General features: G+C 67.6%; 7 protein-coding genes and 1 pseudogene. 5 read left to right on the top strand and 3 right to left on the bottom strand.

Annotated elements, in window-relative coordinates:
• The 5 genes and pseudogenes from ABD240_RS06730 to ABD240_RS06710 form a co-directional block, all read left to right on the top strand.
• A pseudogene (locus tag ABD240_RS06730) lies at window positions 1-666 on the top strand (OmpA family protein); the annotation flags it as partial.
• A complete protein-coding gene (locus ABD240_RS06725; RefSeq protein ID WP_344336456.1) occupies window positions 659-1,066 on the top strand; it encodes an OmpA family protein in 408 nt (135 codons plus the stop codon). The pseudogene ABD240_RS06730 and the gene ABD240_RS06725, both read left to right, overlap by 8 nt.
• 154 nt (window positions 1,067-1,220) lie before the next feature.
• Window positions 1,221-1,823 (top strand): DUF3060 domain-containing protein, encoded by a 603-nt coding sequence (locus tag ABD240_RS06720; RefSeq protein ID WP_291794058.1) that lies wholly within the window; start codon window positions 1,221-1,223, stop codon window positions 1,821-1,823.
• Window positions 1,824-1,854: 31 nt separating this feature from the next.
• Window positions 1,855-2,571, top strand: a complete 717-nt coding sequence (locus tag ABD240_RS06715) for a response regulator transcription factor (protein WP_291794055.1) — start codon at window positions 1,855-1,857, stop codon at window positions 2,569-2,571.
• 133 nt (window positions 2,572-2,704) lie between these two features.
• Window positions 2,705-3,601, top strand: coding sequence for a sensor histidine kinase (locus tag ABD240_RS06710; RefSeq protein ID WP_344336454.1), 897 nt, complete (start codon window positions 2,705-2,707; stop codon window positions 3,599-3,601).
• Between the two features lie 144 nt (window positions 3,602-3,745).
• On the opposite strand, the gene ABD240_RS06705 is transcribed toward ABD240_RS06710, so the two are convergent.
• The 3 genes from ABD240_RS06705 to ABD240_RS06695 form a co-directional block, all read right to left on the bottom strand.
• Window positions 3,746-5,845, bottom strand: a complete 2,100-nt coding sequence (locus ABD240_RS06705) for an HNH endonuclease signature motif containing protein (RefSeq protein WP_344336451.1) — start codon at window positions 5,843-5,845, stop codon at window positions 3,746-3,748.
• A 538-nt stretch (window positions 5,846-6,383) separates the two neighbouring features.
• Entirely contained in the window at window positions 6,384-7,751 is a 1,368-nt protein-coding gene (mgtE, locus tag ABD240_RS06700) for a magnesium transporter (protein WP_291794047.1), read from the bottom strand.
• A 42-nt stretch (window positions 7,752-7,793) separates the two neighbouring features.
• A complete protein-coding gene (locus tag ABD240_RS06695; protein WP_344336447.1) occupies window positions 7,794-9,677 on the bottom strand; it encodes an MFS transporter in 1,884 nt (627 codons plus the stop codon).
• Window positions 9,678-10,044 lie beyond the last annotated feature (367 nt).

The following is a 10,044-nucleotide window of genomic DNA, read 5'->3' as shown; positions in this document are numbered from 1 at the left end:
GAGGCGACGGCCTTGGCGACGGTGTCGGCAGTGCCGGGATACGCCCCGGGTGATTTCCCTGCGGTACCGCTGTTCACCGTACCGGACATCTCCGTACTCACCGACTCTGCGGATGCTTTCACGATCGACCTGTCCGCAGATCTCGACGATATCCCCGGTGTCACAGTTCGCACGGCGGAATGTTCCGCGGAGGGAGTCTCGCGCGTCCGGGCTGGGAGTGTCTTCTCGTATGAGGACGGTGCAGCCTCGGAGGTGGGTGACGGCACCGTGAAAGAGAACAGTGGTGACGGCTCTGGAAGCGTGGTGGATGACGGAGTGGTCATCGAGAACAACGGTGACGGCTCAGGAACGTTCGTGGGTGGCGGAGTGGTCATCGAGAACAACGGTGATGGCACTGGTAGCTACGTGGGAGATGACCTGGCGGTCGAACTCACCGGCGGCGGGGCTGGAACTTCGACGGGTGGCGGTGACGTCATCGAGAACAACGGCGACGGTTCAGGTTCCTATGTCGGTAGGGGCATGGTCATTGAGAACAACGGTGATGGCTCCGGATCTTTCACAGGTGGTGGCCTCGTGATCGAGAACGACGGTAGGGGAACCGCAACAGTGAACGGAGCCACCATTGACGCGGACCCGCTGCCTCCTGTCCCCCCCCCCGGTGGGTGACTTCCCGCCGCTGGAGGAGCTGGCTCCACACGATTCCTGTGGCACGGTACTGACTTTTGAAGACGGTGTGCTCTTTGATTTCGACAAGGATGCTGTCCGTCCGGACGCCCAAGACACACTTGACACCGTGGCCCAGGTGCTGGAGGCGGCGCAGATTCCGGAAGCGGAAATTTCCGGGCACACGGATTCGAAGGGCGGAGACGACTACAATCAGGATCTCTCTGAGCGCCGCGCGCGAAGCGTGATGACAGCGCTGCAAGACGGTGGGGTCACCAGTACGCTCACCGCGGTCGGATTCGGCGAGACCCAGCCGGTCGCGCCTAATGAGGTGGACGGGCAGGACAACCCTGCTGGTCGTCAGCTCAATCGCCGGGTGGAGATTTTCATCCCCTCATTCTGATGTGCCGTGGCTCAGCCGCTCACTCTGACGTACAGGCCCGCGCGCATCTGAGTGGTGTGTCCCGGCGTTGCCTGGCGCTGGGAGCGTGTGTGCCAGAAAGTGTTCGCAATACCAGCCGGTACAGGACCGGCGCGCCCAAGGAGAAGGTCAGCCGATGACGACCGTGCACTGCCGCTCTTCCCGTATCCGCAAGACGGTCCCTCTGCTCTTCCTAGCGGGTGTCCTCACGGTGAGTGGCTGTAGCGTGAGTATCACCGAGGGTGGGGACGCTGACGGCACGGTGGAGGGAAGCGGATCGCCCTCCGGCCCCGCCGAGGAAAACTCGGACAGCGGTTCTGCCGCCACCGAGGATTCCGTGGATGCCGAGGTTTCTGCCACCGGCGATGACATTGCGGAGCAGGCCGTTGAGGGAACTTCCGGCTTCGCGGAGACCGATCAGGACTTCGACCGGGAGGAGCTGCGCGGGGCGGCGACCACAGCCCTCACTTGCAGCAGTTCCCTGACGGTAGGAGAGGGCTATGTGGGACAGCTCGTGAGTGTCACCGGTGACTGCAGTGATCTCTCCGTGTCCGGAACGGGCATAGTCGTCGTCGCCGAGGCCGTGAGTTCGCTGGTGGTCGAAGGTTCCGGAACTGTCGTCTTGGTTGACACCGCGGAGTCGGTGTCTGTCTCCGGTCAGGGCAATGCGGTGATGTGGGGGTCTGGTGACCCGGCGGTGAGCGACAGTGGGACGGCCAACGTCGCGAGGCAAGGCTGAGCACACGATAAGCGCGGAGTGCGGAGAACTCATGGACCAGAATAGGCCGCGGCTGTTACTCATCGACGATGATGACGCGATCACCTCGACTCTTGCACCCTATCTCGCCCGTAGCGGTTTTGATGTGGAGGTGGCTGCGGATGGGTACATGGGACTTGAGGCGGTGCGGAGGAGCGCACCGGATATTGCCGTCTGCGATGTCCTCATGCCGCGGATGGATGGCCGCGAGTTCGTCCGGCACGTGCGTGGCAGCCGTTCGTGGCTCCCCATCATCCTGCTCACGCAGGTCGGAGAGTCATATGAACGCAGTGCCGCACTGGACGAAGGTGCGGACGACTACCTCAACAAGCCCTTCGATCCGCATGAACTCGTGTCCCGGATACGAGCGGTGCTGCGGCGCGTGGCCCGGGGCGGGCAGGGGCTTGCCGCTGCCACGCGGGTCCAGGCTGGCGAGCTGCTGCTGGACCGCAGTTCCAAACGTGTGTGGTTGGAGGGGTGCGAACTCACCCTCACGCCCAAAGCGGTCATGCTGCTGGAGTTCCTTATGCTCCATCCGCAGGAGCTCCATTCCCGCGAACGTCTGCTCGCAGGCCTGTGGGGCATGAACTTCGCCCCCGCCTCCCGGGCGATCGACCATCGCGTGTCCGAACTTCGGCGCGTGCTCGGCGATGACGCTGCGGCTCCGCGGTACCTGCAGACGGTTCCCGGGATGGGGTACCGGTTCGTCCCACGGGTGCAGGCTGTATGAGGGATGTGGTCGCATGACGTGGCCCGATGACTGGCGCAGTTTCAGTTCTGAGCATATGCACTCTGGTCGATCCGTCCGGAGGGTGCCGCGGTGGGTGTGGCTCGGTGCAGTGGTTCCCGGCGCCGGGGGAGCCTTGGCGGCGGCTGCCCTGTGGATGCGCGGAGATCAGCGGAAGCTCGAGGTCGTCACGGCACTGCCTGCGGCGACGGTGCTGACGGGTCTTCTGCTCACGGCGCTGCTCCTCTGCGGGTGCGCATGGTGGGCCATTCGCGCGCGGTCGCGCCAGAGGTGGGAAGCGCAGGCGGCCGAACGCGCACGCGCGGCGTACGCGCTTGCGGTGAAGCGCGAAAGAGAGGGCCACCGCAGGTTTCTGGCTCGCTTGGACCACGAACTCAAGAACCCGGTCACTGCGATTCGTGCAGCGGCAGCTTCGGGCGGCGCGCAGAGTGGCGAACGGTGTGCCGAAGGAAAAGGGGTGTGGGCGGTGGTAGACGCACAATCCGCGAAGTTAGCCGGGTTGGTCGGGGATCTGCGGAAGCTCGCTGAGCTCGAGACACGGGCCCTTGAGTACGAGACTGTTGATCTGGCTGGCGTGTTGAAAGAGGCTGTAGCGGATCTGGCGCACGTGCGCCCAGACGTGAGTGCGCGCATATCGCTCTCCGTCATCAGTGTTCCGTGGCAGGTGCCACCATTGCAGGCAGACCTCGATCTGCTCTCGTTGGCGCTGGACAATGTACTGAGCAACGCTGCGAAGTATTCTGACAGTGGGCCGATCGAGGTCCGGCTCCGGGAACAAGACGGCTGGGCTGTGATTGAGGTCGCGGACTCCGGCCGAGGAATACCTCAGGATGACCAGCCGTACGTGTTCGCTGAATTAGCACGTGCGAACAACGTGCGGGACGTCCCGGGATCGGGGATCGGACTTACCCTGGCCGCGACGGTCATACGTCGGCATGGTGGGGACGTCGCGCTGAGATCGGTAGAAGGCGCGGGCACAGTTGTGACCTTGTGGCTTCCGGTGCGAGTGTGATGAAGCGGTTCTCCGAGCGGTGGCACAGGGCCTGTGCCGTTGCTGAAGGCAGCTCTTCCGCTGCTGCGCTTGTTGCTACGTCCGCTGCTGGCTCCGGGGAGGGGCGCTCCTTCAGGATGCTCCGGGGTAAGCCAGCTCTGTGAATCAGGAGGGTGCGTCCGGGCCCGCCGGCGGCAGCGCGAGGAGTGCGGCGCGGAAGCGCGAGTGGAAGATCGGCTTCCGGCCGGCGCCGAGGTGCGAGGGAGGAGTCCAGGCCGGAAGCCCGCGGAGCATCTGTCCGGACCACCCGGAGCGCTCGAACCAGCGGTGGTGGAACGGACAGACCAGCGTCAGATTTCCCAGATCCGTGGGACCGCCCTCAGCGAAGGGGATGAGGTGGTGGGCTTCGCACCAGGCCGCGGGAGCATCGCAGTCCGGGAAGGTGCATCCCTGGTCGCGGGCGGTGAGCACCGCCATCTGGCTCCGCGTGGCGAACCGTCCGTGTGAGCGCACTGCGATGGTGCGACCGGAGCCGTCCGCCACATGGGCGAAGAGCTGCAGGGCATGGGACCAGCCGGCGAGCTGCTCCTGAGTGGTGACTCCGCCCGTCTGCGTGAAGAGGGGGCGCCTGGCGTGGGCGAGGTCGCGCGGATGCGCAGAGACGACGAGGGCATGGTCCGCCCCGTGAAGCACTCGTTCCCGGCTGAGGCAGCGCAGCAGGAAGGACAGGCGGTCATGGCGATGTCTGCCGGGTGAGTGCGAATCCGGTTCGGGCAGAACTGTGCTGCGCGAGCCGTCCTCGCACACACCGGGGTTGCGTGTCCCGACCTGAACCGGTTGGAGCGCTCTGTCATCCGGAGGCCTGGATGATTCCGGGGGCGGATGCGTCGCTGTCGGCATCCTCTCTGGCGGTGTTCTCTCTGGTGGTCCTTCGGTTCCGCCGGGAGTGCCGGTGCTCCTGCGGCCGCCGTCCTGCGGTTCGCCGGGGCAGGCCGTGCGTCCCAGCGTCTTCTCCCACAGCACGGTTGTGGCCGAACCGGACTCGGATTCCCCGGCTTCCTCGAAGAGCGCGAACGCCGCGTGAGAGATGCGGGGGCTGATGGGGACGGGCCAGCCGTCTTCGCGCATGAGGAACAGCGGGTCGTCCTCCACGAGTGCGCCTTCACCCTGAGCGCCGCCGCTCACCGTTGTCCAGCCCTCTGCATCCACCGTCACGTCCGTGCGCTCCCACACGGCCTCCTCGGGGGAGGCGGGCCGCGGAGACGGTCCAGCGTGGCGGGCGGCCTCGGCCGCATCCGCAGGAGGAGCGGCCGCGGGTTCGTCTGCAGAGGGAGGGCTCGCGGAGGCAGAGGCCGCGGAGGCGTCGGTTGCGGTGCCGGCAGTGCAGGTTCCGTTCTCGTCCTGAGCGGTATCCGTGTCTGTGAGGGAGGATTCAGGCGCGCGGGTGTCCTCAGGCTCGCCGGTGTTCGCAGACATGCGGGTGTTCCCCGGTGCGCGGGGATGAGGCCTGAGGGTCACCTCTGCGTCCGTATCACGCATGCGTGCGTAGAGCAGTGAGTACAGGGTGGTCCCCGTGGGGCAGTCGAGCAGACCGGACAGTCGCCAGTCGCCGTTGACCTTCTGATTGACCGTGACGTGGTATCTGTGCGGTTCCGGGGTGAACTGCGGCGGAGTGCCGTCCGGATCGACGGTCTGGACGATGCGGCCCACGAGCTTGGGGATGTCAGCCAGCCGCAGTCCGGGCGCGAGTTCGACGAGCGTCTGCTCGATCTGCTCCTCGTACCTGTCCTTCACCTGAGGCGGAAGGTCCTCCACGGCATCGCAGAGGGTGCGTGCCTCATCCGTGGAGATGCGCCCTTCTGCGTAGTTCTCCGCGATCCGGGGATGCGCAGGTGCCTGCTTCTCGCCCAGCAGGGTGATGCGCTCACCCAGCTGCCTGCTCAGCCGTGCACGTCTCCGGGCTTCGTGCACCGATATGCGGAATTCGCCCTGCAGGAGTGCTTCCGTGGTGCGATAGCCGTGGTCCGTGCTGGTCCCGCTGCGGTCGAATGCGGCCAGGATGTCAGCGCTCATTGCGTCGATGCGTCTCCGGGCCAGTTCGAGCGCACGCAGTGCTGAGAGCTGCTCCTGCGGTGTCAGGGGGGTCGCGTCGATCTGCTCCTGTGTGCCTTCCGCGGCCTCGAGAAGTGTGAGGACTGCGGTGCCCGCGCCCTCCCGGGCGATGAGGGAGCCCCTGTCGTGGTCTGTGAATGGCGCTCTGAACACGGGATTCTCATATCCCTCCGGCGGATTGTCACCGGGCAGAGGCCCCTGTGGAACGTGGTCGACCGTCACTGCTTTCACCTCCCTGCGCGACGCTGCGTATGGAGCTGGAACGTGCTGTGCGTGTACGAACAGCATACACGTTCTAATCAGTGTGCGATAGAGGTGGGAGTAATGAGTTTGTGTGTGATTCTTTGAGCATATTCCGTAGCCTGATGCAGAATGCTGTCATAGCATGACGGTGAAGGCAGTCGCGCGCCTTTGCGGGCGGGAGCGCGTGGGGGAACGGCACAGACTTGCTGCGCGATGTCGAGTGCCGTGCCGCATGCGCTGCATCGGAGACCGCTCGGCGCGCCGGCCCCGTCCGCCCGGCCCAGCCTGCTCAGTCCAGCCGGCCCCGCCAACCCGGCCCGGCCCTGTCGGCTCAGCCCGGCCCGCCACGCCAGCCCGGTCCACGCAGCTCAGCGTGCCCGCCCAGCCGGCCCGACCCACACAGCTCAGCGCGCCGGCTCCGCCCAGCCGACCGCGCCGGCCCGACCTCTCAGTGCAAGCCGAGCACCACCGTCGCGATCGTGAAGTAGAGGATGAGGCCGGTGGCATCGCAGAAGGTGGAGATGAAGGGGTTGGAGAAGACCGCAGGATCCGCCCCCACCTTCTTGGCGACGATGGGCATGAGGCCGCCCACGCAGGCCGCCATGACGCAGATGGACAGCAGCGTCAGCCCCATGACGGTGCCGATGGGCCAGCCGTAGACCAGCCCCGCGACCACGAAGCCCAGAGAGCCCAGCACCGATCCCAGCACGAGGCCCACCCGGAGCTCCCGCCAGATCACCTTGCCGAGGTCCCGGACCCGCACCTCGCCCACGGCCAGCGCCCGGGTGACGGTGGTGGCGGCCTGATTGCCGGTGTTCCCGCCGGTGCCGGTGAGGAGGGGGATGAAGAGGGCGAGGATCACCACCTGGTCGAGCTTGGACTCGAAGACCTCCAGCACCTGCACGGTGAGGATCGCGGAGACGGCGAGTACGAGCAGCCAGACGATGCGGCTGCGCACGATCCGGAGGATGGAGCTGGAGAGGTAGGAGCGGTCCAGGGGCTCCGCACCACCGGAGCGCGCGGCGTCCTCGGCGTCCTCCTCGTCCATGATGTCGAGGACGTCGTCCATCGTGAGGATGCCCAGCAGGCGGTCCTCCTCGTCCGTCACCGGCATCGCTATGAGCCGGTGCGAGAGGAACTCGCGGGCCGCCTCCTCACGATCCGTGAGCGCATGGACGCTGGTCGCCTCGCGAGTGAGCGCGCTCAGCGGCAGATCCGGGTCCGCCGCCAGGAGCGAGCGGAGGGAGACGACGCCCTCGAGCACCTTTCCAGGGCCCACGACCGGCAGGAGGTAGACGGTCTCCGGCTCGTCGATGCGGGCACGGACGGATTCCAGCGCGGTGCGGGCGTCCCAGTCGTTCCGCAGACTGAGCACCTCCGGGGACATGTACCGGCCGATCGCCTCCTTGGGGTACCCCAGGACGGTGGCAGTCATCTCCCGCTCGTCCGGGTCGAGACCCAGCATGAGCTTCTTCGCCAGCGAGGCGGGCAGCTCCCCGAACACCTCGGCGCGATCGTCCGGGTCGAGCTCCTCGATGATCGCCGCGATCTCCGGCCCCCGGAGTGTGCGGATCAGTTCAGCCTGATAGCCGGGAGGCAGCGCCTCGAAGACCGCGAGCGAGGTGTCCTTGCGGAGCGCCCGGAACAGGACCGCGGCGCGCACCGGGGGGACCGCGCCGATCACGCGGGTGAGTTCGGGCCGCGGGGTGCTCTCCGCCAGGTGCGCGATCTCGTCGAGGCTGTGGGCGTTGAGCGGCCCTTCGAGCAGGGCCTCGAGCTGGTCGGCCGGGGTGCTGACCTGTGTGTTCTCGGCCATCGGATCCTGCCTCCTCGACTCGTGCGGACATCCCGGACGAGCCTAGCCGGTGCGGGGCCCGGGGGAGCGGCCGGTGGGACCGTGCGGTTCCGTCGCGGTGCTGCCGGACGGGGCCGAGGCGTCTGCGCCGGAGATGGTCTTCGCTCCGGCCCCGGCCTCGGGTGCGGTTCCAACACCGGCTTTGGGAACGGTTCCAACCCCGGCCTCGGCTCCTGCCCCAGCGCTGCCCCCGGCCCCGGTCAGATCCTGGCGGGTGCTCCCGTAGTAGGTGGACAGGCCGCGGTACTGCGGGGTGAGGAAGGCGAGCAGCACCACCACCAGCATGATGAGGCCGGCACCCACGAACATGAGTGCCATGCCGCGTGCGTTGCCCGCACCCAGCAGCCAGCCCAGCGCCTCCCTGCCTGCCGGGGAGTCGACCCAGGGGATGACCGTCTGCTGCGCGATGATGCCCACGAAGAAGGCGCTGACGGGGCTGGCGGCGGTCTCGACGCTCTGCGCCAGCCCGAACACCCGGCCCTGGCGGTGGAACGGGACCACGCGCTGGAGGATGGTCTGTTCGGCGGCCTCGGCGGCGGGCATGAGCGCCATGAAGACGAACATGCCCACGGCGAACAGCCACCACCACTCGCGCAGCGTGAAGGTCATGCCGATGCCGGCGACGAGCAGGTTGAGGAGCAGGAGCGTCCGCACCGGGTTCCCGCCGAGGCCGGTCCTGGCGACCACGCCGCCGCCCACCACGAACCCCAGGCTGGTCACACCCAGCACGATGCCCCAGACCTGCGGTGAGAAGAGCTCGAGGCCGTACGGATCCATGAGCGCCATGAACGTGCCGCCGACGAAGTTGTTGAAGCACGCGAACAGGATCAGCGCGGTGAGGCCCGGGATCGCGCGGATCGTGCGTATGGAGCCGGCGAGGTCCATCTTGGAGACCTTCCGGTGACCGGCAGGGGATGTGGGCGCGAGCGGAGCCGCGGGACTCGCCTGGGCCGCGGGGCTCACCTGGGCCGCGGCCGAGGCGCCGGCAGCGCTCGCCTCAATGGCACCTGGCGAAGCGGCACCTGGCCCGGCGGCACCAGCACCTGTTCCACCCGCACCGGCCTCGGCATCCCTGCCGGCGGCACCGCCCTCAGCAGGCCCGGCCCCCGTGGCTCCTGGCGGAGCAGTACCGGCACCCGCCTCGCGAGCATCCGCTCCACCGGACCCGGCGCCGGCTTCCGTAGCACCTGCCTGGCCAGTACCGGCACCCGCCTCGCGGGCACCCGCCTCACCGGCACCGGCCTCACCCGCACCGGCCTCGGCCGCGATGGCCTCCTGGGCCTCGGCGGCGGTGACGATCCTGTCCTCGGGGATGCGGATGGGCAGGAGATGCAGGAAGGCGAGTGCGGTGAGTCCCGTGGCGATCCACAGGGTGGGCCCCATGCCCAGGAAGCCGATGCTGAGGCCGGAGAACACGCTGGTGACGAAGAAGGCGAGGCCCTGGACCATTCCCACGAGGCCGTTGGCCCTGTCGCGCTCGCCCTCCGGCACCAGCAGGGTGACGGTGGTGGAGAGCGCGATGTTGCGCATCTGCTCCACGACGGAACCGGCGAGGATGATGACGGCGAAGAGCCAGAAGGCGGGGCTGGAGAGGCTGACGAGCGCGGAGCGGTCGGAGACCAGCCACACGCCGCAGGCCAGGAGATAGGCGAGCAGCGTGGCGACCGCGGCCATCACCATGACCTTCTTCTTGCGGTTGTGGTCCACGATCGTCCCGAAGACCAGTGAGAACACGGAGACGAATCCCATGTACCCCGCGCCGATCACGGCGGAGACCGCCACGTTGCGGGTCTCCAGATAGACCCAGAACGTCAGCGCGAACCAGAGGTAGGACGTGGTCATGTTCGCCAGAGCGGTGTTGACGACGACGTGGTGGAAGGGCTTCACGGCAGTCCTCGGGTGAAGGCGCGTCCTGATCAGTGCGGCATGAGCGGCGAGGCGGGTCGCCGGCGCAGGAGAGCGAGGGGAGGGGCCCGCGGGCGTCATCGCCTGTGCGGGGTGGGCACGATCATACCCGGAGGAGCAGTGGTTCCGCTCTCGTGGAGTCATGCTTCTGTGCAGGCGTGCCCGCACTGGCGCGCTCCCGCGCTGGTGTGCGCCCGCACTGGTTGGTGTGCGCCCGTGGAGGCACGCCACCGTGGCGGCATGAAGGCGGCCTCGCACGCGGAACGTGTCCGCGCCCGAGGCCGCCTTCATGCCTGAGGCAGTGCCCTCCCGCCCGAGGCCGGCCCACCTTCTCCCGAGCCGGTCTCAC

The organism is Brevibacterium salitolerans (assembly GCF_039531405.1).
Classification (GTDB): Bacteria; Actinomycetota; Actinomycetes; order Actinomycetales; family Brevibacteriaceae; genus Brevibacterium; species Brevibacterium salitolerans.
The sequence above is the reverse complement of the archived record's forward strand: the minus strand, read 5'-3'. Positions and strand labels throughout refer to the sequence as shown.

Coding starts and splice junctions, on each gene's coding strand:
- ABD240_RS06720 (WP_291794058.1), top strand. CDS start 1,221: ATGACGACCGTGCACTGCCGCTCTTCCCGTATCCGCAAGACGGTCCCT.
- ABD240_RS06715 (WP_291794055.1), top strand. CDS start 1,855: ATGGACCAGAATAGGCCGCGGCTGTTACTCATCGACGATGATGACGCG.
- mgtE (WP_291794047.1), bottom strand. CDS start 7,751: ATGGCCGAGAACACACAGGTCAGCACCCCGGCCGACCAGCTCGAGGCC.